This is a genomic window from Microbispora sp. NPDC049633 (genome assembly GCF_040675265.1).
In the GTDB taxonomy this organism is placed as follows: Bacteria; Actinomycetota; Actinomycetes; order Streptosporangiales; family Streptosporangiaceae; genus Microbispora; species Microbispora maris.
In genome coordinates, this window is record NZ_JBFAOO010000024.1 from 1 (window position 1) to 24,212 (window position 24,212).

The following is a 24,212-nucleotide window of genomic DNA, read 5'->3' on the forward strand; positions in this document are numbered from 1 at the left end:
ACGGTGACACGCTGGTCTGGGGCACCCCCCCCCGGCGGAACGCCGGCCCCCCCCCCGGGCGGCCCGCCCCCCCCCGCGCCCCCCCCGCCCCCCCCGGCGGCCCCCCCCCCCCCCCCGGGTGGCGTCGCGGGCCGGGCCGGCATGGCGTGCGCGGCCAGGCCGCCTGGCCGCTCGCCCGGCGTGCGGGCAGGCGCCGCCGGCATCCGGAGCAGGCCGGTGAAGCGGGGCCGCAGGTCCGGGCCGGAGCGGCCCCGATTCCGGCACCGTTCGCCGCTGTATTTCGCTCGCTTGACGAAAGGGGCATCCGGCACACTTTGCCGGGTGATCCTCACGATCTCGACGACTCTGCGGCCCGCCACGGACCTCGGCTTCCTCCTGCACAAGCACCCCGACCGGGTGCAGGAGTTCGAGCGGTCGTTCGGCACCGCCAGGGTGTTCTACCCGGAGGCGGGCGAGGACCGGTGCACCGCGGCGCTGCTGCTGGAGGTCGACCCCGTGCGGCTGGCCCGCTCGCGGGGCTCGTCCTCGCCCGACTTCTCCCTCGGCCAGTACGTCAACGACCGGCCGTACGCCGCGTCCTCGCTGCTGGCGTCGGCGCTCGCGGACGTGTTCCGCACGGCGCGGGCCGGGCGGTGCGCCTCCCGGCAGGACCTCGCGGACGGGCCGATCCCCCTGGAGATCGCCCTGCCCGCGCTGCCGTGCCGGGGAGGGGCCGATCTCGCGCACCGGCTGTTCGGGCCGCTGGGCTGGGAGGTCGACGCCGCGCCCGTGCCGCTCGATCCCGGCTATCCCGAATGGGGCGAGTCCCGGTACGTACGGCTCGCGCTGCGCGGGAACGTGCGCCTGGCCGACGCGCTCAACCACCTGTACGTCCTGCTCCCCGTGCTGGACGACGCCAAGCACTACTGGCTGGCCGGCGACGAGGTCGACAAGCTCGTCCGCGCGGGGGAGGGATGGCTGGCCGGCCATCCGGACAAAGGGCTGATCACCCGCCGCTACCTCGGCCGGAGGTGGGCGCTCACCCGCACCGCGTTCGCCCGTCTCGCCGAGCTCGGCGACGACGTGGAGGAGAGCCTGGACCCGCCGGTGGAGGAGGAGCACGCCGCCGAGGGCGACACCGCGGAGGAGCACGTCCCGGTGGACGGCGCCGAGGAGGAGCGCGCCGCCGTGGGCGACTCCGCGCCGCAGCCCGCCGTGGTGGACGGCACCGTGCGAAAGACCGTGCGAAAGACCGTGCGGGAGACCGCGCGGGAAACCGCGTGGGAGCCGGGCGCCCAGGCTCCCGGCGACGCCGTTCCGCGGCCGGACGCCGTCCCACGTCCGGACGGCGGACCGGCCGCGGGCGACGGACCGGCTCCGGGCGACGGGGCCGGTGCCGCGCGGGTGCCGCTCAACACGCTGCGCCGCGAGGCCGTCGTGGCGGCGCTGGAGGAGCTCGGCGCCCGCACCGTCCTCGACCTCGGCTGCGGCTCGGGGCAGCTGCTGTCGGCGCTGCTGGACAGGCCGGCCTTCGCGAAGGTGGCCGGCATGGACGTGTCGGCCCGCGCGCTCGCGCTGGCCAAGCGGCGCCTGCGCGCCGAGCGGATGCCGGACGCCAAGCGGGCCAGGCTGGAGCTGTTCCAGGGCTCGCTGACGTACACCGACGCGCGCCTGGCCGGGTACGACGCCGCGGTGCTGATGGAGGTCGTCGAGCACGTGGACCCGCCGCGGCTGCCCGCGCTCGAGCGCGTGGTCTTCGGCACGGCGCGGCCCGCACATGTGATCGTGACCACGCCCAACGTGGAGCACAACGTCAGGTACGAGCTCCTCACGGGGGCGCGGCGCCACCCCGATCACCGGTTCGAGTGGAGCCGGGCGGAGTTCGCCCGGTGGGTGGCGGGCGTCTGCGAGACGTACGGCTACGCGGCCGATCTGCGGCCGGTCGGCGAGGACGACCCGGAGGTGGGCCCGCCCACCCAGATGGCGGTTCTCAGCAGAAGGGAGGGACGGCCGTGACCGAGGTCAGTGTGCCCGAGCTGTCGCTGGTGGTGCTCGTCGGCATCTCCGGGAGCGGCAAGTCGACGTTCGCGGCCCGGCACTTCGCGCCCACCCAGGTCGTCTCGTCCGACTTCTGCCGTGGCCTGGTCGCCGACGACGAGAACGACCAGACGGCCACGCCCGAGGCGTTCGACCTGCTCCACCACATCGTGGGCATCCGTCTGCGCCGGGGCCTGCTGACGGTGGTGGACGCGACCAACGTGCAGTGGGAGGCCCGCAAGAAGCTCATCGAGCTGGCCAGGTCCCATGACGTGCTCGCCGACGCGATCGTGCTCGACGTGCCGGAGGAGGTGGCGCGCGCCAGGAACGCGGACCGCCCCGACCGGGCCTTCGGCCCCCATGTGATCACCCGGCAGCGCAAGGAGCTGCGCCGGTCGCTCGGCAAGATCACCAAGGACGGCTTCCGCCGGGTCCACGTCCTGCGCGGCGACGAGATCGACGACGTGACCGTCACGTACGAGAAGGCGTGGACCGACAGGACCCACCTCACCGGGCCGTTCGACATCATCGGCGACGTGCACGGCTGCCGGGCCGAGCTGGAGTCCCTGCTGGTGAAGCTCGGCTGGGAGGTCGGGCCGGACGGCGCCGCCCACCCCGAGGGGCGTACGGCGGTCTTCGTCGGCGACCTGGTCGACCGCGGTCCGGACACGCCGGGCGTGCTGCGGCTGGTCATGGGCATGGTCGAGGCCGGGACCGCGCTGTGCGTGTCCGGCAACCACGAGCAGAAGCTGGTCCGGGCGCTCGACGGCCGCAAGGTGCGGGTGGCCCACGGCCTGGAGCGGTCGCTGGAGCAGCTCGCGGCCGAGCCGGCGGAGTTCCGCGCGGCCGCCAGGGCGTTCATGGACGGGCTGATCAGCCACTACCGCCTCGACGGCGGCCGGCTGGTGGTCGCGCACGCCGGCCTGAAGGAGGCCTACCACGGGCGCGCCTCCGGGCGGGTGCGGGCGTTCGCCCTGTACGGCGACACGACCGGGGAGACCGACGAGTACGGCCTGCCGGTGCGCTACCCCTGGGCGAACGACTACCGGGGGCGTGCCATGGTCGTCTACGGCCACACCCCGGTACCCGAGCCGGAGTGGGTCAACAACACGATCTGCCTCGACACCGGCGCGGTCTTCGGCGGGCGGCTGACCGCCCTGCGCTACCCCGAGCGGGAGCTCGTCTCGGTCCCGGCGGAGAAGGTCTGGTACGAGCCCACGCGGCCCCTCGCCGCGCCGGCCCCCGCCCGCGATCCCGGCGTGCTGGACATCGGCGACGTGGACGGCACCCGCTTCGTCGAGTCGCGGTTCGGCGGCCGGATCAGGATCGCGGAGGAGAACTCCCGCGCGGCGCTGGAGATCATGAGCCGGTTCGCCGTGGACCCCCGCTGGCTGGTCTACCTGCCGCCGACCATGGCCCCGCCGGAGACCTCGGCGCTTGAGGGCTTCCTGGAGCACCCGGCCGAGGCGTTCGAGGAGTTCGCCCGGGCCGGGGTGACCCGGGTGGTGTGCGAGGAGAAGCACATGGGCTCGCGGGCCGTCGCCGTGCTGGCGCGGACCCCGGAGGCCGCGGCGCGCCGCTTCGGCATCGCCGACGGCACGGCGGGCAGCGTCTACACCCGCACCGGGCGGCCCTTCTTCGACGAGCGCATGCCGGAACTGGTCGACCGGCTGCGCGCGGCCGCGGCGCCGCTGTGGGAGGCGCTGGAGACCGACTGGGTGGTGCTCGACTGCGAGCTGCTGCCGTGGTCGGCCAAGGCGGAGGGGCTGATCCGCGACCAGTACGCCTCGGTGGGGGCGGCCGCCCGGGTGGCCCTGCCCGAGGCGGTCGCGGCGCTGGAGATGGCGGCGGGACGTGGCCTGGATGTAGGCCCTCTGCTCGACCGCACCCGCCGCCGTGCCCACAACGCTGCCCTTTTCCGCGACGCCTATGCCCGTTACTGCTGGCCGGTCTCGGGCCTCGACGGCGTACGGCTCGCGCCGTTCCAGATCCTCGCGTGCGAGGGCAGGGCGACGGCGGTGGAGGAGCCGCACGAGTGGCACCTGAAGACGCTCGCTCTGTTGGACTCGCCGCTCGTCACGCCGACCCGCCACGTCTTCGTCTCCCTCGACTCGCCGCAGGAGCGGGAGGCGGCGGTCGCGTGGTGGACGGCGCTGACCGAGGCCGGGGGCGAGGGCATGGTGGTGAAACCGGCCGCCCACCCGGAGGGGCGGGTGCAGCCGGGCGTCAAGGTGCGCGGCAGGGAGTATCTGCGCATCATCTACGGCGCCGACTACACCGAGTCGCTCGACGTGCTGCGGCGCAGGTTCACCGGAAGGAAGCGCTCGCTCGCGCTGCGGGAGCACGCGCTCGGCCTCGAGGCGCTGGCGCGGCTGGCGGAGGGCGAGCCGCTATGGCGGATCCACGAGGCGGTCTTCGCCGTCCTCGCGCTGGAGTCCGAGCCGGTCGACCCGCGTCTGTGACCGGACGCGTGTCTGTGTCCGGACGCCCGTGTCTGTGACCTGAGGGCCCGTGTCTCTGACCGGACGGCCCCCGGCACGGCCGCCCGCCGGTGAGGCGGGAGCCGTGCCCGGGGGCCCGGGGGTCGTATCTCGAGACGCGGCTCAGCGAGACTCGGCCGCCGCGGGCGCGTCCGCTCCGGGGGCGGCCGGCCCGGTAGCCGGCTCCGGCAGGTCCACGCTGTCGCGCAGCCGCACCTGCGGGAGGAACAGCACGGCGAGGATGCCGACGACCGCGATGCAGGCCGAGATGAGGAAGATGTGGCCGGTGGCGTCGCCGTAGGCGGCGCGCACGATGCCGCGGATCGGCTCGGGGAGCGCCCCCATGTTGAGGCTGCCGCCGCCCGCGCTCTGCGACGCCGGCACCGGGATGCCCGCCTTGGCCAGGCCCGTGGCGATGTTCGCGGTGACCTGGTTGGCCAGCACCGCGCCCAGCACCGAGACACCGATGGTGCCGCCCAGCGAGCGGAAGAAGGTGATCGCGCCGCTGGCGGCGCCCAGCTCGCGCAGCGGGACGGTGTTCTGCACGGCCAGCACGAGGTTCTGCATGGACATGCCGACGCCTGCGCCGACCACGAGCATCCCTGCGCCGACGAGGACCAGCGAGGTGTCGTGGTCCATGGTGGACAGGACGAGGAACCCGAGCGTGAGCACGATCGAGCCGACGAGGATGTACGGCTTGACCCGGCCGCTGCGGGACACCATCCGCCCCGAGATCGTGGACGAGACCAGCACGCCGAACATCATCGGGATCGTGAGCAGGCCCGACTCGGTGGGGGTGTAGCCGCGGCCGATCTGGAAGTACTGGCCGAGGAAGACCGCGCCGCCGAACATGGCCATGCCCACGGCCAGGCTGGCGAGGATCGCGAGGGCCGGCGTGCGCCGCCGGATGACGTGCAGCGGGACGACCGGCTCGCGGACCACGGACTCCACCCAGACGGCGATGCCGAGCAGCACCACCGACGCGCCGACCATGACGAAGGTCTGCCAGGAGATCCAGTCGAAGGAGTTGCGGACGAAGGTGACCCAGATGAGCAGGATGCTCACGCCGGCGGCGATGAGGATCGCGCCGGGGTAGTCCACCGAGGTGCCCGGACGGCGGACCGAGGCGATGTCGAGCGTACGGTGCAGGATGATCAGTGCGATCGCGGTGAACGGGATCGGCAGGAAGAAGCACCACCGCCAGCCCAGCCAGGACGTGTCGGTGATCAGGCCGCCCAGCAGCGGCCCGCCGACCGTGGCCACGGCCATGACCGCGCCGAGGTAGCCGTTGTACTTGCCCCGGTCCTTCGGGCTGATCATGGCGGCGATGACCACCTGCACGAGGATCTGCAGCGCGCCCATGCCCAGGCCCTGCACCGCGCGGAAGGCGATCAGCATCGGCGTGTTCTGCGCGAAGCCGCAGGCGAGCGAGGCGACGAGGAAGATGCCGATCGCGATCTCGAGCAGCAGCTTCTTGCTGAAAAGGTCGGCCAGCTTGCCCCAGATGGGGGTCGAGGCGGTCGTGGTGAGCAGGGCCGCGGTGACCACCCAGGTGTACTGAGACTGGGTGCCGTTCAGCGCGCCGATGATCTGCGGCAGCGCCACCGACACGATCGTGCTGCTGATCATCGCGAGGAACAGGACGAGGAGCAGGCCGCTCAGCGCTTCGAGTACCTGCCGGTGGCTCTTGGCCCCCGTCTCCGGCAGCGTGGGTGCGCTCACGCGCAGCCTCCAATGCGAGTTCGAAGGGGATTACCCGTCAACGATACATGCCCAGCAGGCAACTTTGCTCGGTGGGCAATGTTTCAGCGGCTAAGCTGAACGCACCATGGAACCGACGGCGGGGTTGCGCGAGCGTAAGAAGGCCGAGACGCGGCAGGCCATCCACAAGGCCACGCTGCGGCTCGCCGTGGAGCGTGGGCTCGACCACGTCACCGTCGACGACATCGTGGAGGCCGCCAACATCTCCCGCCGGACCTTCTCCAACTACTTCGGCAGCAAGGAGGACGCCCTCCTGTACGGCGAGGAGGAGCGGGTCCGATCCCTGGTCCGCGCGGTCCGCGAACGGCCGGCGGGGGAGTCGGGCTGGCAGGCGCTGCGCGGAGCCGTGCGCGACATGCTGGAGGACATGGGCGAGCTCGACCGCGAGTGGGCGGTGCGCACCGCGCTCACCAAGCGCCACCCGTCCCTGCTCGCCCGGCAGCTCGCCAACCACGCCGCGCTGGAACGGGACCTGGTCCAGGCGATCGGCGAACGCGACCGGGCCGGGGATCCCGCCGCCGAGCTGAGGTCGCGGATCATGGCCGCCGCCTTCCTGGTCGGGCTGCGCATCGCCACCCACGTCTGGACCGAGGAGCAGGAGGCCCGCCCGCTCGCGCAGATCGTCGAGCAGGCTCTCGACCGGATGGAGCAGCCCTTCCGCTGAGCCCGGCGCCCGCCGGGGGCCGGTTCAGTCCGTGAAGCGGGCCAGGAGCAGCCCGAGCCTGAGCTCGTGGTGCTCGCGCGGGAGCCGGCCGCCGCGCATGAGGGTCACCAGCCCGTGCAGGGCGGCCCAGAAGGTCTCGGTCAGCGCGCCCAGGTCGTCGCCGCCCGCGTGGGGGCGGACGGCCTCGGCCAGCTCGCCGAATGCGGCCTGCAGGGCGGCCGGGGCCTCGGGGGTGGCGAACGGCAGCGGGACGGCCAGGCTGAAGATCACGTCGTAAAGGGCCGGGTGCCGGTCGGCGAAGGCCACGTAGGCCGCGCTGAGGTCGGCGATGGCACGGCGGGTGTCCGGCGCCGCGGTCCTGGCCGCGCGCAGCTCCCGGGCCAGGTCGGCGCAGCTCTCCACGGCGACGGCCGCCATGATCGCGTCCTTGCCCTTGAAGTGGCTGTAGAGCACCGGCTGGCTGTACTCGACCCGCTCGGCCAGCCGCCGGGTCGTGACCGCCTCCCAGCCCTCGGCCTCGGCCAGCTCGCGGGCGGCCGTGATTATCAGCTTTTCCCGCTCGGCGCGCTCGCGCTCTCTGCGTGACTGGATCGACATGCTTCGAACTCTAGCAGCGCTAGCGTTTGTGGCAATGCTCTGCTAGCTTCGTTCTTGTTCCTAGCGCTGCTAGCTCTCGGAGAGAGACATGCTCACCCCCATCGCGTACGGTCTCGCCGTCGTCCTCAACCTGATGATCCTGTTCATCGGAGTCCGCTTCCTGCTCGTGCCGCGGGCCGCGGCCGCCGGCTACGGCGTCCCGGCGAAGAAGGACGGCGACGCCGCCTATCTGACGATCAAGGGCCTGCGTGACGGGACCTACGGTCTGCTGGGCCTGGCCCTGCTCGTCTTCGCCGGCGCCCGCGCCGAGGCCTGGTACATGCTGGTCGTCGCCCTGCTGCCGCTGTGCGACACCCTGATCGTGCTTCGCAACGGCGGCACCCGGGCGGTCGCGTTCGGCATCCACTTCGCGACCGCGGTGATCGTCCTGATCAGCGCCGCCCTGCTCTTCGCCGTCTGATCCCCGCCCGCCGCCACTCTCCACGAAAGGACCCGGCATGTCGCTGGTCGTCCCCAACTTCGCCGAATCCGTGATCGTGCGCTCCGCCGACGCCGAGGTCATCGGCCGGGCCCCCACCACCATGCGGCTGCTGGCCGACAGCAGCGCCACGGGCGGCGCCCTGTCCGCCCAGCGCGTCACGCTCACCGACGGCGCGGACGGCGCCGCCCCCCATCACCACGCCGGCTCCGCCGAGCTGTTCTATCTGCTCGACGGCCGCGCCCAGCTTCTGAGCGGGGACGAGGTCGTCACCGCGGAACGCGGCGACCTCGTCGTCGTTCCGCCCGGCCTCGCCCACGCGTTCGCCGCCGCCCCCGGCCACGACGCCGACATCCTCATCGTCGTCACTCCCGGCGTGGAGCGCTTCGAGTACTTCCGTCAGCTGGAGCGCATCGCCTACGGCAAGCAACCCCCGGAGTCGCTCCTGGAGGTTCAGGAGCTCTACGACAACCACCTGCGCACCAGTGCCGTCTGGAACGACGCCAGGCGCGGGCGGGCCGTCTAGCATCGCGGCATGGCGCCCACCAAGGCCGACCTCGAGGCGGCCAGGAACGCGACGATCGAGGACGTGCTCGGTCCCGGGCTCGACGTGCTGTTCTGCGGGATCAACCCCAGCCTCTACTCGGCGGCCACCGGTCATCACTTCGCGCGGCCGGGCAACCGGTTCTGGCCCGCGCTGCACCTGTCCGGGCTCGTGCCGCGCAGGCTCGCGCCGTCCGAGCAGCACCTGCTCCCGACGTACGGCCTCGGCATCACCAACGTCGTGGCCCGGGCGACCGCCCGGGCCGACGAACTGGCCCCGGAGGAGTTCCGCGAGGGCGGCGCGCGGCTGGCGCGGCTGGTGGCGGAGGTCCACCCCCGCGTCCTGGCGGTCGCGGGGGTGTCGGCCTACCGTGTCGCCTTCGTCCGCCCCGCCGCCCGGATCGGCCCGCAGGAGGAGACGATCGGCGAGACGGCGCTGTGGGTGCTGCCCAACCCCAGCGGGCTGAACGCCCACTGGACGCTGGAGGCGATCGCGGCCGAGATGGGCCGTCTCCGGACGGCGCACCTGTGATCGCGGCCGCCGTCCGGAGACGGGGCCGTCACGGGTGGCCGGGGCGGGACAGGATGCGCCCGGCGACCGGCGGCGGCAGGTGCGCGACCTCGCGGTCGTGGAAGGCCACCATGTCCTCGGCGCGGGCGTACAGCTCGGCGACGGCCCGGGTGCAGCTCTCGACGAGCCGGGTGTCGGTGATCCGCCGTCCGCCCACGTGGGCGCCGATCTCGTCGTAGAGGACCTCGTACATCAGGCCGTGGTTCACGATCAGCAGCTCGGGCAGCGGCGCGCGGCTCTCCAGCGGCCGTACGGACCGGGCGTGCAGCGCCCGCGCCCGCTCGCCCGCCCGGGTGCGCGCCGCGAGCAGGACGATCTCCCACTGCAGGTACGGCGTCGGCGGCATCTCGACGATCCGCAGCCGGCGCAGCTCCGCCCGGGGCGGCAGGTCGTCGGCGAAGCGCATCTCGTCCATCAGCGCCAGCGACCGGTCCCAGTCTCCGTTCGTCATCGCGACCCAGCTCGGGGTGTCGGGCTCGTGGAAGTGCTGGGCGCGCTCCAGCTTCCACACCACGCCCTCGGTCCCGCGCAGGTGATCGTAGAGCTCGGTCCGGTACTCCGCGGCGGGAAGCACCTCTCCCGCGGCCTGTCTGACGTGCTCGAACGCTTCTCCGGGCATGGAGCCTCCCTCGGCCGAAGCCGAATCGCTGGTAGGGGCGCGCCCCGGCTCCGGCCCGGATCTGGATACGTGGCGCGCGTGGGTCTTCCGCGGACGTCCTGGTGGGTGTCAGTTACCCGTCGAGTTGCTGCACACGGCCGTCTCCACCGCGTCCAGCAGCCTGATCCTGATCTGCCTCGTCCCCGCAGTCTCGGTCTCCCGCACCACCTCGGGTTCTGGCTCGGCCGGCTTCAATTCACCCTCCGTTCGTCGGCGTGGCCGCAAACACTCCCCCGAGGGCGACATGACGATCGTTGGCCGCTCCCGATCCGGGGTCAAGGCCCAATTCCGGCCGACGGGGGCGCGCCGGGCGGCGGCACGCCCCGCCGCTCACCGGTATCCCACGCCGTGTCTGTGGTGACGGCGCCGGATCAGCCCCACCACGGTCGCCACCAGCCAGGCGACCAGCAGCAGCCTGCCGATCACGAACAGTGGCCAGGCCCCGGTGAGCAGCCCGACGACCAGGATCGCCACGGCGGCGAGCGCGATCGGCGCGGGGCCGCCCCTCGTGCGCATCATGGCGCCGCCCGGCCCGGCCGGCCCCCAGGCCGGGCCGTGGCGGTGACGCCTCGCCCAGGGCGGCCCCGCGTGCGGGCCCCACGCACCGGCCCACGTGGGGGCCCCCGTCCACGGCCCGCCGTACGGCCCGGACCGGGTGCCCGGCAGCCCGGGGAAGGCCGGGCCCCACGGGCCCCCGGCCCGCCCACCGCCGTCATGGGCGCCCGCCGGCCGCGGGTCGTCCGGCCAGGCGCCGGGGAGGTCGGCGGTCACCCGCCGAAGGTCCTCGGCCGTGCGGGCCGAGAGCGTCGCGTCGAGGCGCTCGTCGAGTTCCTCGCGGGTGATGCGGCCCTGCGCGAACGCGTCGTGCAGGAGCCGCGTCACCTCGTCGCGCTCCCTGTCCCCGATGCGAAGGCCGCCGATCCGCGGCCCGCCGTACGCCGGACCGCCCGGCGGGGCGTGGCCCGCGGATGCGTTGCCGCCATGGGAGGTGTGTGCACCGCCTCCGGCGGCGGGCCGATAGGGGGAGCCCTCGGGGGAGACCATCGTCACTCCTCCGCCGGGTCGCCGTCGGCGAGGATCTGGTAGAGCCGCCGCCTGGTCTCGGCCAGGACCTGCTTCGCCTGCCCGACCTGCCCCGCGGAGCCCGAGTGGGCGATCTGGAACAGCGCGGAGGCCGCCTGCCTGGACAGGTCGAACAGCTCGTGGACGTCGTCCCCGATGTCCGGCGTCATCTCCTCCCACGGCGCCCGGACCTCGTCCCCGTGCTCCTCCACGTAGGTGCGCCCGGCCTCGGTGAGCTGGAACGTCTTGCGCCCCTCGGTCTCCTCCGCGCGCACCAGGCCCTCGTCGGTGAGCTGCTGCAGCGCGGGGTAGACGGCGCCGGGACTCGGCTTCCACCCGCCCTGGCTGCGCTCGGCGATCTCCTGGATGATCTGGTAGCCGTTGCGCGGCTGCTCGGCGAGCAGGGCGAGGATCGCGGCTCGTACGTCACCGCGCTTGGCCTTCCTCGGCCGGCCGAAGCCCCGGGGGCCGAACGGCAAGTTGCCGCCCGCCCACGGCCCGAACGGGCCGCCGGGCCCGAAACCGCCCCATGGGCCGCGCCCCCGCATGCCGCCCCTGTGCCGGTGCTCGTGAGGGCCCCCGCCCTGTTCCTGATGCCACATGGCCGCCCCCTTGACGAACCTCTCGCGCATGGCGCGCCGCATCTCCTGTCTGAACTGCTGTCTGAACTCCGGGCGGGCCCAGGGTGCGCCCATCGCGTGTGCCGAACTCATCGCAGTGCCCCCTTCTGGCCGCGATCTGTTCTCGATGGCTCAACGATATATCGCGATCGTTCTTACGACAATATCGCGGTAAGAGTGACGTAGCTCACGCGGAAGTTTTTCGAGTGCGGGGAACAGCCTCCGAGACCGTAGCGTTATCTCACACGAAGACGGGATCGTTCTGCTCTGAGAGGGCTGGGGGGTGCTCTTGGAGCGGGACGATCCCGTCTTTGTCGTTCCGGTGACCGCGCCGGACGGACGTGAGCGACACCAGTCCGGGTGGTGGGCGCTTCGCGGAATATGTCGGTGCTATGCCGTACAGTCTGCAAGCGTGATCTTGTCATGATGGGGCACTCGCACGCCCTCAGCGGGGCGGCGGTGTGGCTGGCGGTCGCGCCGGCCCTGATGGCGCTGCCTGACGCGGTGGGGCACCCGGAGCTGGCGACGCTGACGGGGCCGATCCTGACCCCGCCCGAGCTCGTCGCGGGCGCCGTGGTCTGCGCCGGTGCGGCCATGCTGCCCGATCTCGACCATCCCAGCGCCACGATCGCCCAGACGTTCGGACCGGTGACCTGGCTGCTCAGCAAGGGCGTGAACTTCGTCAGCGGCGGGCACCGGCACGCCACCCACTCGCTGCTGTTCAGCGTCCTGGCCGGCGTGGGCGCGCACCTGCTCGGGGAGCGCTACGCGATCGGCCGCGACATCCTGGTCGTGCTGATGATCGGCCTGGCGATCCGTGCCGTCGGCATCGGCGTGCCCGGCAGGACGCTCACCTCCGCCATCGTGAACATTGGGCTCACGGCGGCGCTGTTCTTCACGTTCATGACACTCGGGGTCACCTATGCCTGGCTGGGCCTGGCGATCGGGGTCGGCTGCCTGGTACACGTGATCGGCGACTGCCTGACCGAGCGCGGCTGTCCCGTCTTATGGCCGATCAAGGGGCGCTGGCTCCTGCCGTGGGACATCGGCATCAAGACCGGCAAGGCGTTCGAGAAGCAGTTCCTCGGCCCGGCCCTGTCGGTCGTGGTGATCGCGCTGTTCTGCCTGCGGCTGATGCCGGCCTGAGCGATCGTCTTAGCGAACCCGGAAAAATCCGGCTATTTGCCGGTGTCGGCCGCCTGGCGATCTTCCTACCCGAGGGTAACTTGATGTCGAGATATCTTGAGGGATATCTTGACGTCGAGACATCCGCCGAGCCGCACAGGTTAGGGCAACCTAATTGTCGGGAGTGTCCCGTGCGTGCGGGAGGATGCACACGAAACCTGTGACTAGCCCGGAACCCTGGGGAGGCGAACTTCGTGTCCGCGAACAGCTTCGGCAGCCGTGACACGCTGCGCGTCGGTGACGCGTCATACGAGATCTACCGGCTGGACGCCGTCGAGGGGTCGGCGCGCCTCCCGTACAGCCTGAAGATCCTTCTGGAGAACCTGCTCCGCACCGAGGACGGCGCGAACATCACCGCCGACCACATCCGCGCCATCGCGAGCTGGGACCCGAACGCCCAGCCGAGCGTGGAGATCCAGTTCACGCCCGCCCGCGTGATCATGCAGGACTTCACCGGTGTGCCCTGCGTGGTCGACCTCGCCACGATGCGCGAGGCCGTACGCGACCTGGGCGGCGACCCGGCGAAGATCAACCCGCTCGCGCCGGCCGAGATGGTCATCGACCACTCGGTCATCGTGGACTTCTTCGGTCACCCCGACTCCTTCCAGCGCAACGTCGAGCGGGAGTACGAGCGCAACCGCGAGCGCTACCAGTTCCTGCGCTGGGGCCAGACGGCGTTCGACGAGTTCAAGGTCGTCCCGCCCGGCACCGGCATCGTCCACCAGGTCAACATCGAGCACCTGGCTCGCGTGGTCATGACCCGCGACGGCAAGGCGTACCCGGACACCTGCGTGGGCACCGACTCCCACACCACGATGGAGAACGGCATCGGCGTCCTCGGCTGGGGCGTCGGCGGCATCGAGGCCGAGGCCGCGATGCTCGGCCAGCCGATCTCGATGCTGATCCCCCGGGTGGTCGGCTTCAAGCTGACCGGCAAGCTGCCGGCCGGCGCGACCGCGACCGACCTCGTGCTCACGATCACCGAGATGCTGCGCAAGCACGGCGTGGTCGGCAAGTTCGTGGAGTTCTACGGCGAGGGCGTCTCCAGCGTGCCGCTGGCCAACCGCGCCACGATCGGCAACATGAGCCCCGAGTTCGGCTCCACCTGCGCCATCTTCCCGATCGACGGCCAGACCATCGACTACCTCAAGCTCACCGGCCGCTCGCCGGAGCAGGTCGCGCTGGTCGAGGCGTACGCCAAGGAACAGGGCCTGTGGCTCGACCCCTCGGCGCCCGAGCCCGTCTTCAGCGAGTACATCGAGCTCGACCTGTCGACCGTCGTCCCGTCGATCGCCGGGCCCAAGCGCCCGCAGGACCGCATCCCGCTGGCCGACGCCAAGTCGGCGTGGCGCGCGGCGGTGCGCACCTACGTCACCGACGACGGCATCGAGGGCCCGGCCGACGAGGCGTCCGCCGAGTCCTTCCCGGCCTCGGACTCTCCGGCGATCGCCCACAGCGGGGCGGGCGACGTTCCGCACGAGGTGCGGCGCAACGGCGAGCGCCCGCACCGGCCCACTCCGGTGACGCTGTCGGACGGCACGTCCTTCGAGATCGACCACGGCGTCGTCACGATCGCCGCGATCACCTCCTGCACGAACACCTCGAACCCGTACGTCATGCTCGGCGCGGCCCTGCTGGCGAAGAACGCGGTGGACAAGGGCCTGTCGCGCAAGCCGTGGGTGAAGACGTCGCTCGCCCCGGGCAGCCAGGTGGTCACCGGCTACTTCGAGCGGTCCGGTCTCCAGCCGTACCTCGACAAGCTGGGCTTCAACCTCGTCGGCTACGGCTGCACCACCTGCATCGGCAACTCCGGCCCGCTGGAGCCGGAGATCTCCGCCGCCATCCAGGAGAGCGACCTCGCGGTTACCGCCGTGCTGTCGGGCAACCGCAACTTCGAGGGCCGGATCAACCCCGACGTCAAGATGAACTACCTGGCCTCGCCGCCGCTCGTGGTGGCCTACGCGCTGGCCGGGACCATGGACGTCGACCTCAACAACGAGCCGCTCGGCGTCGGCGCCGACGGGCAGCCGGTCTTCCTCAAGGACATCTGGCCGTCGCCCGAGGAGGTCGCGGCGGTGGTGTCGGAGTCGATCAGCCAGGACATGTTCAAGCGTGACTACGCGGACGTGTTCAAGGGCGACGAGCACTGGCGGTCGCTGCCGATCCCGACCGGCGACACCTTCGAGTGGGACCCGGAGTCGACGTACGTCCGCAAGGCGCCGTACTTCGACGGCATGCCCGCCAAGCCCGAGCCGGTGACGGACATCAGGGGCGCCCGGGTTCTGGCCAAGCTGGGCGACTCGGTCACCACCGACCACATCTCGCCGGCGGGCTCGATCAAGGCCGACACCCCGGCGGGCCGCTACCTGCGCGAGCACGGCGTCGAGGTCAGGGACTTCAACTCCTACGGCTCCCGCCGCGGCAACCACGAGGTGATGATCCGCGGCACGTTCGCCAACATCCGGCTGCGCAACCTGCTGCTCGACGGCGTGGAGGGCGGCTACACCCGCGACTTCACCAAGGGCGGGGAGCAGGCGTTCATCTACGACGCGTCGCAGAACTACCAGGCCGCCGGCATCCCGCTGGTGGTCCTGGCCGGCAAGGAGTACGGCTCCGGGTCGTCGCGTGACTGGGCGGCCAAGGGCACCGCGCTGCTCGGCGTGCGCGCCGTCATCGCGGAGTCGTACGAGCGCATCCACCGGTCGAACCTGATCGGCATGGGCGTGCTGCCGCTGCAGTTCCCCGAGGGCGAGAACGCCGACTCGCTGGGCCTGACCGGCGAGGAGACCTTCGACATCGCCGGCGTCGAGGAGCTCAACAGCGGCTCGACCCCCGCCACGGTCACCGTCCGCGCCGGGGACGTCGAGTTCCAGGCCGTCGTGCGCCTCGACACGCCCGGTGAGGCGGACTACTACCGCCACGGCGGCATCATGCAGTACGTCCTGCGCTCCCTGCTCGCCAAGAGCTGAACCGCATCCGCATCGGGCATGACGCTGTCCTGGACGGGATTCCGATCCCGTCCAGGACCGCTGGCCGTCCTACAACATGTCGGCGATCCAGTCGCCGATCTCCGACAGCACGTCGGGCGGAACGGTCCCGATTCTTGCGCCGAACCTTTCGGGTGACAGCGCGCGCACCTGTTCGACCATCGCCCAGCTCGTCTTCGGCAGCCCCGTCTCCTCGGGCGCTATCTCGACGTGCGTGTCCCAGCCGCGGAACCGCGTCGTCAGCGGAACGGCGAGCACGGGGTCCCGTACGAGCCTGTTGAAGATGTCGTTGCTGACGACGACGGCGGGCCGGCCGTACCCCTGCTCGCGGCCGATCGGCTCGCCGAGGTCGGCCCACCAGATGTCGCCTTGCCTAACCCTCATTCCTCTCCTTGGGCTCGCCGGGGAGATCCTCGGGTGGATCGATCAGGCCTTCCCACTCGGGGGCGACGCGGTTCGACGGGGGGCCGAGCCACAGGTCGCGCTCCGCGACGTACTCCGCCCAGCTTTCCGGGTCCTCCCGGCGGGTCCGCTCCATCTGCGCCGCGACGCGCTGCCAGCGGAGCTTCCTCCTGTGCTCCCTTACGGCGTCCTCGACCAATGCGGTCATGCTCTTGCCTTCCTGCTCCGAGAGTCGCGCTATCAGGTCTCTGGTCTCGACGCTGACCCGGATCGTCGTGTGGCGTTGCTCGCTGCCCATACCGCGAGGCTACGACCCTGTCTACAAAAAGCGTTGTCGCCACGTAGGAGTCGACGAAGGATCCGATTACTCTCGCAACATATTTCAAACTACTGACGGTGATTGTCCGAGTTCCTGAGCCGGATAACCGGTTGCCCGGGCGCCGGGGGACGCCGCTAGGGTCCGCGCATGGATCACGACGTGGTGCTGCTGCTCGTCGGGGGAGCGGCCGTCTTCATCGGGGCGGTCGTGCAGGGCGGGGTTGGGTTCGGGCTGGGCCTGGTGGCCGCACCGCTGATCGCACTGCTCGATCCCTCGGTGATGCCGGGGGCGGTCCAGGTGGTCAACCTCGCGATGCCGGTGTTCACGCTGGCCCGGGAGTGGCGCAGGACCGAGTGGCGGGGAGCGGGGTTCGCCCTGCTGGGCCGGCTGCCGGGCAGCGCGGTCGGCGCACTCGTGGTCGTCTACGTGAGCACGGCGGCGCTCGGCGTGCTGGTCGGCGTGATGGTGCTGGTCGCGGTGGCGCTGACGGCCCGCGCGGTCTCAGTGCCGCGCAACGGCGCGACGCTGACCGTCGCGGGCTTCCTCTCGGGGATCACCGGCACGGCCACCGGCATCGGCGGCCCGCCGATCGCCCTGGTCTACCAGAACGCCCGCGGCCCGCAGATCCGCGCGACGCTGGCGACTTACTTCTGCCTGAGCGCCGCCCAGTCGCTCGTCATCCTCGCCGCGCTCGGCAGGCTTCCGGGGCGCGCACTGGCGGCGGGGGCGGCGCTGGTGCCCTTCGTCCTGCTCGGCTTCGCGGTGTCGGGACCGCTGCGCCGCTATCTCGACGGCGGACGGGTCCGCGCCGCGGTCCTGGCGGTGGCCGCCGTCTCCGCCTGCGCGCTGCTGGGGCAGAGCCTCGCCCACTGAGCGCGGCTGTCCGAGATTCGAGGACTGGACAGTCCCTCCTTAAGATCGGCAGGCTTGTGTCCTCATACGTAGGGGGACCGATGGTCAGCAGCGTCCTGGGGGTGCTCATCTCGCTCGTCGTTTCGGCGACCGTGATGTTCCTCGTCATCTACTGGGCCGTGCGGCTCGCGGTGCGGCACGAGCGGATCGGGGCGCAGCACGCTCAGATGATTCAGCAGCCCGCATACGGTCCGCCGCAGCAGCCTTACGGTCCGCCTCCCGGTTACGGCACAGCGCAGCCAGGACCGCCCGCGCAGCCTGTCCAGCCCGTGCAGCCCGTCCACCAGCCCGCGCAGTCCTTCCAGCCGCCGCAGCAGCCTTACGGGCCGCCGGGTCACGGCGGATAGCCGTACGGCGGCGGGCCGTGGAACCGGGTCAGGCGGACGACTCGCGTGGCGCGTTCGCGGGCGCGTTCGCCGGAGTGGTCACCGCCGGAACACCGCCGCCCGCAGGTCGACCACCCGGTCGCACCGGCCGGCCACCTCCGGGTCGTGCGTGGTCACGACCAGTGCGGCGGGCGACGCGAGCAGGGCCTCCAGCACCAGGGCGCGGTTGACCTTGTCCTGCTCGGCCGTCGGCTCGTCGGCCGGCAGCGCCCGCGGCCGGAGCGCGAGGACGCGGGCGGCCGTCAGCGGCGACAGCAGGCCGTAGGACTGGAAGACCAGTGCGGTCTCCCGGCGCGGGTCCGGACGCTCGGCGAGCGGCACTCCGCCGACCAGCACGCGGCCGGCGGCGGGCTTCAGCAGGCCGCTGAGTGTGGTCAGCAGGGTAGTCCTCCCCGAGCCCGAGGGACCGACGAGGGTGACACGTTCGCCCGGCGCGACGTCCAGCGACAGGGCGCGCACGACCTCACCGCCGCCGGCGCGGCGGCTCGGCGAATGGCAGGACAGAACGGGCTCGGGCATCACCGGCCTCCGCATCGCCGCCACGCCGCCGTACGCGGGGCGTCGCTGCCGACAGTAGGAGCCCCGGGATCGCCAACGTGTCACGATCGCCCGTCGCCTGCCGGGAAGTAACGCCGCCCGATGTTGATCGTGCGTTTCTTCATTGTTACCGCGGACAACAAACGTTACCGTCCTGTGTCTTTCACCACCTGGGCTTTGGGCTTACGTTGTCTCAAACAACATTCCCTGGAGCGGTGAACGCCGGGACCCGGCTCCTGCCGTACCGGGTGGCCAGAGTGTCTTGACCGACAGCACTCGCCCAGACGGCGGGACGAGGCACTGGCTCGGCCGCACCCCCTCATAGACCCCCAGCCAAAGAAAGGACCCACGCATCATGCGCAAGGGGATCCTCAGCATCGGCGCCGCTGCCGCGGCGCTCACCCTCGGTCTCACCGCCTGCGGGGGCGAGAGCGGTGACACCTCGGCGGAGACCAGCGGCGCCCCCTCGGCCGCCGCCGGCGACGCCAAGCCCGGCAAGATCGGCGTCATCCTGCCGGACAGCAAGTCCTCCGCCCGGTGGGAGACCGCCGACCGCAAGTACCTCGAGGAGGCCTTCAAGACGGCGGGCGTCCAGTACGACATCCAGAACGCCCAGGGCGACAAGACCGCGTTCCAGACGATCGCCGACCAGATGATCACCAACGGCGCGACCGTCCTGATGATCGTCAACCTGGACAGCGGCACCGGCAAGGCCGTGCTGGACAAGGCCAAGTCGCAGGGCGTGGCGACGATCGACTACGACCGCCTCACGCTCGGCGGCAGCGCCTCCTACTACGTGTCCTTCGACAACACGGCGGTCGGCAAGCTGCAGGGCGAGGGCCTGGTCAAGTGCCTGACCGACAAGAAGGCCGACAAGCCCATCGTCGCCGAGCTGAACGGCTCGCCGACCGACAACAACGCCACGCTGTTCAAGCAGGGCTACGACGGCGTGCTGCAGCCGAAGTACGACTCCGGTGACTACAAGAAGGGTCCGGACCAGTCGGTTCCCGACTGGGACAACACCCAGGCCGGCACGATCTTCGAGCAGATGCTGACCCAGGAGCCGAAGATCGCCGGTGTGCTCGCCGCCAACGACGGCCTCGGCAACGCCGCCATCTCCGTGCTGAAGAAGCAGAAGCTGAACGGCAAGGTCCCGGTCACCGGCCAGGACGCCACCGTGCAGGGCCTGCAGAACATCCTCGCCGGCGACCAGTGCATGACGGTCTACAAGGCCATCAAGAAGGAGGCCGACGCGGCCGCGCAGCTCGCGGTCTCGCTGGCCAAGGGCGAGCAGCCGCAGGCGAGCGGCACGGTCAAGGACACCGAGGGCAACCGTGACGTCCCCTCCGTGCTCCTGGAGCCCCAGGCCATCTTCTTCGACAACGTCAAGGACGTCGTGGCCGACGGCTTCGTGAGCAAGGACGAGCTGTGCACCGGCGAGTTCGCCGACAAGTGCACCGAGGCCGGCATCAGCTAAGCCCATCCATCCACCGGGTGCGTACGGCGACGCGGACCCCCCTTAGCGGGTGACGTGCTGAGCCGCGACGAGCACCGTGCGGGGCGTCCTGTCCCGGGATACGACACAGTCCCGGAAAGGGCACAGGGCGCCCCGCACCGCCCGGAGCGACGAGTGGCGGCCCGGAGAACGGCGCCGTACCGGCCCCATCGATCTACGGAGTAGCCCATCGTGTCCCAGGGACCGATCCTGGAACTGCGCGGCATCAACAAGAGCTTCGGCCCCGTGCAGGTCCTTCACGACGTCGCCTTCTCGGCCTATCCGGGCGAGGTGACAGCACTGGTCGGCGACAACGGCGCCGGCAAGTCGACGCTGGTCAAATGCATCGGCGGCATCCACCCGATCGACTCGGGCGAGTACTTCTTCGAGGGCGAGCGGGTCCAGGTGCACGGGCCCAGGGACGCGGCGGCGCTGGGCGTCGAGATCGTCTACCAGGACCTCGCCCTCTGCGACAACCTCGACATCGTGCAGAACATGTTCCTCGGCCGCGAGCGCCGCAGCGGGCTGGTCCTCGACGAGGACACGATGGAGGAGATGGCGGCCAAGACCCTGGCCGGCCTGTCGGTCCGCACCGTCAAGTCGCTGCGCCAGCACGTCTCCAGCCTGTCCGGCGGCCAGCGGCAGACCGTGGCGATCGCCAAGGCCGTGCTGTGGAACAGCAAGGTCGTCATTCTCGACGAGCCGACCGCCGCCCTCGGCGTGGCGCAGACCGCCCAGGTGCTCGAGCTGGTCCGCCGTCTGGCCGACAAGGGCCTCGCGGTGGTGCTCATCTCGCACAACATGAACGACGTCTTCGCCGTGTCCGACCGGATCGCGGCGCTGTACCTGGGACGGATGGCGGCTCAGGTCAAGGCCTCCGAGGTGACCCACTCGCAGGTCGTGGAACTCATCACTTCCGGGCGGAGCGGGGAGCTCGGGCTCAGGAACGGCAACGGAGCGGCATCATGACAACCGAAACGCTCCCCAAGCAGGAGAACGCCGACTCCTCGATCGGCGTGCACGTCAAGGGCTACATCGAGCGGGTCAAGGGCGGTGAGCTGGGGGCGCTGCCCGCGGTCTTCGGCCTGGTCATCCTCTGCGTGGTCTTCTCGGTCCTGCGCCCGGCCTTCCTGTCGGCGGTCAACTTCGCCAACCTGTTCACCCAGGGCGCGGCGGTCGCCGTCATCGCCATGGGCCTGATCTTCGTGCTCCTCCTCGGCGAGATCGACCTGTCCGCCGGCTTCGCGAGCGGCGTCTGCGCGGCGGTGCTCGCCGTGCTGCTGACCCTGCAGGGCTGGCCCTGGTATCTCGCGGTCCTGGCCGCGATGGTCACCGGCGCCGTCATCGGCATGGTCCTCGGCTCTCTGGTGGCCAAGCTCGGCATCCCGTCCTTCGTGGTCACGCTGGCGGCGTTCCTGGCCTTCCAGGGCGTCGTGCTGCTGCTGGTCAAGGACGGCACCAACATCTCGATCCGCGACGAGACGATCCTCGCGATCGCGAACAAGAACGTCCCCCCGATCGCCGGCTGGATCGCGCTGGTGGTGGGCGTCGCCGCGTACGCCGCCCTGCAGTTCGTGCAGGCGCGCCGCCGCGTGTCCCGCGGCCTGGTCGCCACCCCGATGGCGGTCATCGGCGCCCGGATCCTGACGCTCGCCGTGGTCGCCGGGTTCGCGGTGTACGTGCTCAACCTGGAGCGCAGCCGCAACGCGGCGATCGTGTCGCTCAAGGGCGTGCCGATCGTCGTCCCGCTGATCGTGATCCTGCTGATCGTCTGGACCTTCGTGCTGCGGCGCACGTCGTACGGCCGGCACATCTACGCAGTCGGCGGCAACGCCGAGGCCGCCCGCCGGGCCGGCATCAACGTGGACCGCATCCGCATCTCCGCGTTCGTCATCTGCTCCTTCATGGCCTCGATCGGCGGCATCATCGCGGCGTCGCGGGCCAACTCGGTCGACCCCAACACCGGCGGCAGCAACGTGCTGCTGTTCGCGGTGGGCGCGGCCGTCATCGGCGGCACCAGCCTCTTCGGCGGCAAGGGCCGGGCGCTCGACGCGGTGCTCGGCGGCGCGGTGGTCGCGGTCATCGAGAACGGCATGGGCCTCATGGGCTACAGCGCCGGCGTGAAGTTCGTCGTGACCGGATCGGTGCTCCTGCTCGCCGCGGGCGTGGACGCGCTGTCGAGGAAGCGCGCGGCGGCGACCGGCAGAAGATGACGTGATCGGGACAGCTAAGGTGATCTCCGCCCCCTGAGCTCTCTCACGGCCCCCCTGACCGCCCCCCCCACGGAATCCGCGAGGCTGCCCCGATGATGCGCGCCGGTCCCTCACAGGAGGAGATCCGCAAGCACAATCTCGGGACGCTCCTGCGGCACGTCCACCTGGGCGGTCCGACGTCGCGGGCCGAGCTGACCGCGCTGATGGGGCTGAACCGCAGCACCATCATGGCGCTCACGGCGGACCTCACGGCGGCCGGTCTCGTCAGGGAGGAACTTCCCAAGGACACCGGCCGGGCGGGACGGCCGTCGCTGGTCGTCCGCCCGGAGACGGCCCGCGTCTACGTGCTGGCCTTCGAGGTGGGGGTGGACCGGCTGGCCGCCGCCCGCATCGGCCTCGGCGGTGTGATCCTCGACCGCCGCGAGGCCGCACGGGCGCGCCAGTCGTTCGACATGGCGCAGGTCGTGGGGACGCTGGCCGGCTTCGCCCGGCAGATGCGGCGCAAGACGCGTGAGGACACGATCTGCGTCGGCGCGGCGGCGGCGGTCTCCGGCGTGGTCCGGGCCTCCGACGGCGTGGTGAGGATCGGGCCCAACATCGGGGCGTTCGAGGTGCCGCTGGGGGAGGAGCTCACGAAGCGGCTCGCGCTCGGGCTGCCGGTGGCGGTGGGCAACGAGGCCAACCTCGGCGCGCTCGCCGAGCACACCCGCGGGATCGGCGCCGGCTGCCGCGACCTGATCTACCTGCACGCGGATGTGGGCATCGGCGGCGGGATCATCGTGAACGGCCAGCTCCTCGGAGGGTACGGCGGGTACGGCGGCGAGGTGGGCCACATGGTGGTCAACCCGGACGGACGGCCCTGCGCCTGCGGCTCGCGCGGCTGCCTGGAGGCCGAGGTGGGGGAGCCCGCCCTCATGGAGCACGCCGGCCGGTACGGCGAGATCATCGGGCGGGACGGGGTCCGTGCCGTCGTCGACGCCGCCGACCGCGGCGACGTGAGGGCCCAGGAGGCCCTCGCCCGCGTGGGGAACTGGCTCGGGCTCGGCGTGGCCAGTCTGGTGAACATCTTCAATCCCGAGATGGTCGTCTTCGGCGGCATCCTGCGGGAGATCTACCTGGGCTCGGCCGCCCAGGTGCGCAGCCGGATCGCGACCGGCACCCTGCGCGCGACGCGGGAGCAGGTGCGGCTGCGCACCTCGGCCCTGGGCGACGACGCGACCCTGATGGGGGCCGCCGAGCTGGCCTTCGCCCAGGTGCTCGCCGACCCCCTCGAAGCGCTGTCCCGGGTCGCTCCCTAGGCCGTCTTCGACGCGGGGGCGGAGAAGGTGTTGCACACCTTCGGGCCGTTGCCGTACCAGCCGCGCTTGAGCCAGTAGCGGATGTTGGCCGCCTTGCCGTGCCACTTGTCGCCGATGATCCACTTGAGCTGGTCGTCCCAGTCGACCTGGTCACGGCCGAGCGAACGCCAGACGCTGCCGATGAAGGCGCCGGAGAAGCACTCGGCCTGCAGCTCGATGCGGCGGTTGAGGTCGTCGACGCGCTTCTTGCCCAGCCGGGGGTACTGCCGGGCGAACTCGAGCAGGATGCCGGCCCGGTCCTGCGCGTAGTGGCCGTACTCGTGGGCGATGACCGTGAAGAGGCTGAACTCGTTGGGGTCGGACAGCTGTCCCTTGGACAGCAGGATCCACATCGTCCCGTTCCTGGGGCAGTACAGGCCCGCCGCGTAGCCGGCCGGGTACTTGCCGCAGCCCGTCGCCACGCTCTTGGTGATGTACCGCACCTTGGGCGGAGAGAACTTCAGCCCGGCCTGCCGGAACTCCTCGGTCCAGGTCCGGTTGAGGCAGTCGAGCAGGTTGTCCAGGTAGACCCGGTAGGTGTCGATGTCGCCGGGCCTGCGGCTCAGCTCGCTGCACGCGAAGAACTCGAACTCGCCGGTGGTGTAGAGCGGGTTCCTCGTCAGGGCCCCCGGGCCCGTCGGCATGGGCCGGGCCGACGACGTGGCCGGTGCCGCCGTCGCGCCGGCCGCGCCCGCCGTACCGGTGAGGGACAGGACTCCGGCCACCGCCGTCGCCGCGACGGCCACCGAGCGGAGGCTTATGCGAATCATGAGTGGGCATCCCAAGCGGACAGAGAGATAGTCAGGAATCTGGCGAGGAACCCGAAGGCGCATTAATACGGACTTTCCCCACGTGGATCATGAGGGTAGGGCAGGAGGCGGCGGCGGGTAAAGCGGAATCGATGTCAACACGGGAAAGGTCTTGTGGAGGTTAGGCGCCACCCCTGATACCTCCAGGCCTGCCTGGAACTAGACTCGATCCGTTCGATG

The 24,212-nt window shown here is 71.4% G+C and carries 24 protein-coding genes; 14 read left to right on the forward strand and 10 right to left on the reverse strand.

All coding sequences use genetic code 11. The features are described 5' to 3' along the window. The first annotated feature begins 321 nt into the window (after positions 1-321). Both AB0J39_RS09105 and AB0J39_RS09110 read left to right on the forward strand, forming a co-directional pair. Positions 322-1,995: a 3' terminal RNA ribose 2'-O-methyltransferase Hen1 gene (locus AB0J39_RS09105; protein ID WP_363462879.1), complete on the forward strand. Its 1,674-nt coding sequence runs from the start codon at positions 322-324 to the stop codon at positions 1,993-1,995. After that, positions 1,992-4,478, forward strand: a complete 2,487-nt coding sequence (locus AB0J39_RS09110) for a polynucleotide kinase-phosphatase (RefSeq protein WP_363462880.1) — start codon at positions 1,992-1,994, stop codon at positions 4,476-4,478. Before AB0J39_RS09105 ends, AB0J39_RS09110 begins: the two co-directional genes overlap by 4 nt. Positions 4,479-4,619: 141 nt before the next feature. Here the strand turns inward: AB0J39_RS09110 and AB0J39_RS09115 are convergent, their stop codons facing one another. Then, complete coding sequence (locus tag AB0J39_RS09115) at positions 4,620-6,218, reverse strand: MDR family MFS transporter (RefSeq protein WP_363462881.1); 1,599 nt, start codon at positions 6,216-6,218, stop codon at positions 4,620-4,622. 106 nt (positions 6,219-6,324) lie between these two features. On the opposite strand from AB0J39_RS09115, the gene AB0J39_RS09120 reads away from it, so the two are divergent. After that, the gene (locus tag AB0J39_RS09120; protein ID WP_363462882.1) at positions 6,325-6,921 is read left to right on the forward strand and encodes a TetR/AcrR family transcriptional regulator; all 597 of its coding nucleotides are present in this window, start codon (positions 6,325-6,327) and stop codon (positions 6,919-6,921) included. Between the two features lie 24 nt (positions 6,922-6,945). Here the strand turns inward: AB0J39_RS09120 and AB0J39_RS09125 are convergent, their stop codons facing one another. Beyond that, entirely contained in the window at positions 6,946-7,518 is a 573-nt protein-coding gene (locus AB0J39_RS09125) for a TetR/AcrR family transcriptional regulator (RefSeq protein ID WP_363462883.1), read from the reverse strand. An 88-nt stretch (positions 7,519-7,606) separates the two neighbouring features. Here AB0J39_RS09125 and AB0J39_RS09130 point away from each other — a divergent pair, with 88 nt between their 5' ends. From AB0J39_RS09130 to mug, 3 genes are read left to right on the forward strand one after another with little or no spacing between them, the layout of a single operon-like run. Then, positions 7,607-7,978 (forward strand): DUF4267 domain-containing protein, encoded by a 372-nt coding sequence (locus AB0J39_RS09130; RefSeq protein ID WP_363462884.1) that lies wholly within the window; start codon positions 7,607-7,609, stop codon positions 7,976-7,978. 37 nt (positions 7,979-8,015) lie between these two features. Beyond that, the gene (locus tag AB0J39_RS09135; protein WP_363462885.1) at positions 8,016-8,522 is read left to right on the forward strand and encodes a cupin domain-containing protein; all 507 of its coding nucleotides are present in this window, start codon (positions 8,016-8,018) and stop codon (positions 8,520-8,522) included. A 9-nt stretch (positions 8,523-8,531) separates the two neighbouring features. Then, complete coding sequence (gene mug, locus AB0J39_RS09140; RefSeq protein WP_363462886.1) at positions 8,532-9,071, forward strand: G/U mismatch-specific DNA glycosylase; 540 nt, start codon at positions 8,532-8,534, stop codon at positions 9,069-9,071. Between the two features lie 28 nt (positions 9,072-9,099). On the opposite strand, the gene AB0J39_RS09145 is transcribed toward mug, so the two are convergent. The 4 genes from AB0J39_RS09145 to AB0J39_RS09160 form a co-directional block, all read right to left on the reverse strand. Next, entirely contained in the window at positions 9,100-9,729 is a 630-nt protein-coding gene (locus tag AB0J39_RS09145) for a DUF6879 family protein (protein ID WP_363462887.1), read from the reverse strand. A 108-nt stretch (positions 9,730-9,837) separates the two neighbouring features. Then, on the reverse strand, positions 9,838-9,963 hold the full coding sequence (locus AB0J39_RS09150; protein ID WP_259401020.1) for a hypothetical protein: 126 nt from the start codon (positions 9,961-9,963) through the stop codon (positions 9,838-9,840). Positions 9,964-10,098: 135 nt separating this feature from the next. After that, positions 10,099-10,812 carry a DUF1707 domain-containing protein gene (locus AB0J39_RS09155; protein ID WP_363462888.1) on the reverse strand — a complete coding sequence of 238 codons (714 nt, stop codon included), beginning with the start codon at positions 10,810-10,812 and terminating at the stop codon, positions 10,099-10,101. 2 nt (positions 10,813-10,814) lie between these two features. Beyond that, positions 10,815-11,543, reverse strand: a complete 729-nt coding sequence (locus AB0J39_RS09160; protein WP_363462889.1) for a PadR family transcriptional regulator — start codon at positions 11,541-11,543, stop codon at positions 10,815-10,817. 333 nt (positions 11,544-11,876) lie between these two features. Between AB0J39_RS09160 and AB0J39_RS09165 the strand changes: the two genes are divergently transcribed. Both AB0J39_RS09165 and AB0J39_RS09170 read left to right on the forward strand, forming a co-directional pair. Beyond that, positions 11,877-12,596, forward strand: a complete 720-nt coding sequence (locus AB0J39_RS09165; RefSeq protein WP_363462890.1) for a metal-dependent hydrolase — start codon at positions 11,877-11,879, stop codon at positions 12,594-12,596. A 233-nt stretch (positions 12,597-12,829) separates the two neighbouring features. Beyond that, positions 12,830-15,604, forward strand: coding sequence for an aconitate hydratase (locus tag AB0J39_RS09170; RefSeq protein ID WP_363462891.1), 2,775 nt, complete (start codon positions 12,830-12,832; stop codon positions 15,602-15,604). A gap of 69 nt (positions 15,605-15,673) precedes the next feature. Here the strand turns inward: AB0J39_RS09170 and AB0J39_RS09175 are convergent, their stop codons facing one another. Further along, the gene (locus tag AB0J39_RS09175) at positions 15,674-16,006 is read right to left on the reverse strand and encodes a type II toxin-antitoxin system PemK/MazF family toxin (RefSeq protein ID WP_363462892.1); all 333 of its coding nucleotides are present in this window, start codon (positions 16,004-16,006) and stop codon (positions 15,674-15,676) included. Next, positions 15,996-16,322, reverse strand: coding sequence for a ribbon-helix-helix protein, CopG family (locus AB0J39_RS09180; protein WP_363462893.1), 327 nt, complete (start codon positions 16,320-16,322; stop codon positions 15,996-15,998). Before AB0J39_RS09180 ends, AB0J39_RS09175 begins: the two co-directional genes overlap by 11 nt. A gap of 168 nt (positions 16,323-16,490) precedes the next feature. Here AB0J39_RS09180 and AB0J39_RS09185 point away from each other — a divergent pair, with 168 nt between their 5' ends. Beyond that, positions 16,491-17,216 carry a sulfite exporter TauE/SafE family protein gene (locus tag AB0J39_RS09185; RefSeq protein ID WP_363462894.1) on the forward strand — a complete coding sequence of 242 codons (726 nt, stop codon included), beginning with the start codon at positions 16,491-16,493 and terminating at the stop codon, positions 17,214-17,216. An 80-nt stretch (positions 17,217-17,296) separates the two neighbouring features. Then, complete coding sequence (locus tag AB0J39_RS09190) at positions 17,297-17,602, forward strand: hypothetical protein (RefSeq protein ID WP_363462895.1); 306 nt, start codon at positions 17,297-17,299, stop codon at positions 17,600-17,602. A gap of 78 nt (positions 17,603-17,680) precedes the next feature. On the opposite strand, the gene AB0J39_RS09195 is transcribed toward AB0J39_RS09190, so the two are convergent. Further along, positions 17,681-18,160, reverse strand: coding sequence for an ABC transporter ATP-binding protein (locus tag AB0J39_RS09195; RefSeq protein WP_363462896.1), 480 nt, complete (start codon positions 18,158-18,160; stop codon positions 17,681-17,683). Between the two features lie 373 nt (positions 18,161-18,533). Between AB0J39_RS09195 and AB0J39_RS09200 the strand changes: the two genes are divergently transcribed. From AB0J39_RS09200 to AB0J39_RS09215, 4 genes are all read left to right on the forward strand, one after another. After that, the gene (locus AB0J39_RS09200) at positions 18,534-19,655 is read left to right on the forward strand and encodes a sugar ABC transporter substrate-binding protein (protein WP_363462897.1); all 1,122 of its coding nucleotides are present in this window, start codon (positions 18,534-18,536) and stop codon (positions 19,653-19,655) included. Positions 19,656-19,865: 210 nt separating this feature from the next. After that, entirely contained in the window at positions 19,866-20,642 is a 777-nt protein-coding gene (locus AB0J39_RS09205; RefSeq protein WP_169980220.1) for an ATP-binding cassette domain-containing protein, read from the forward strand. Continuing rightward, positions 20,639-21,886, forward strand: coding sequence for an ABC transporter permease (locus tag AB0J39_RS09210; protein WP_363462898.1), 1,248 nt, complete (start codon positions 20,639-20,641; stop codon positions 21,884-21,886). Before AB0J39_RS09205 ends, AB0J39_RS09210 begins: the two co-directional genes overlap by 4 nt. A gap of 92 nt (positions 21,887-21,978) precedes the next feature. Further along, positions 21,979-23,184 (forward strand): ROK family transcriptional regulator, encoded by a 1,206-nt coding sequence (locus tag AB0J39_RS09215; RefSeq protein WP_363462899.1) that lies wholly within the window; start codon positions 21,979-21,981, stop codon positions 23,182-23,184. On the opposite strand, the gene AB0J39_RS09220 is transcribed toward AB0J39_RS09215, so the two are convergent. Further along, positions 23,181-23,993, reverse strand: coding sequence for a neutral zinc metallopeptidase (locus tag AB0J39_RS09220; RefSeq protein WP_363462900.1), 813 nt, complete (start codon positions 23,991-23,993; stop codon positions 23,181-23,183). The genes AB0J39_RS09215 and AB0J39_RS09220 overlap by 4 nt on opposite strands. Positions 23,994-24,212 lie beyond the last annotated feature (219 nt).